This is a genomic window from Pantoea sp. SIMBA_079 (assembly GCF_046940275.1).
GTDB classification, from domain to species: Bacteria; Pseudomonadota; Gammaproteobacteria; order Enterobacterales; family Enterobacteriaceae; genus Pantoea; species Pantoea borealis.
Genome location: NZ_JAWRYR010000245.1, coordinates 1 through 276 on the forward strand (window position 1 = coordinate 1; position 276 = coordinate 276).

Here is a 276-nt window from a genome sequence, read left to right on the forward strand (position 1 = left end):
GGTCGAGATCCCAGGCGAGGAGGTACCACCGCCCGCGGGAGGCGACCAGATGGTGCGGTTCGACGCGACGGGGGGCGAGCGGCTGCCGGTCGTCGGTGCCGGACCCGCTGCCGCTGACATAGTCGAAGCGGAGGGTCTCGCGATCGCGGATGGCGTACGCCACGGCAAGAAGCACGTCGAGCGAGACGTCCGTGGGCGCCGCATCGCCGGGCCCACCCACGGTGGTGACTTCGAGCGCGTCGAGGCGGTGACGCAGCCGTGACGGCATGACCTGCC

Annotated in this window: 1 protein-coding gene; it reads right to left on the reverse strand. The window is 72.1% G+C overall.

Annotated features, from left to right (window positions below; all coding sequences use genetic code 11):
• Positions 1–276: helix-turn-helix transcriptional regulator (locus SB719_RS19880; RefSeq protein ID WP_412159697.1), on the reverse strand; the 276-nt coding region annotated here is incomplete at both ends.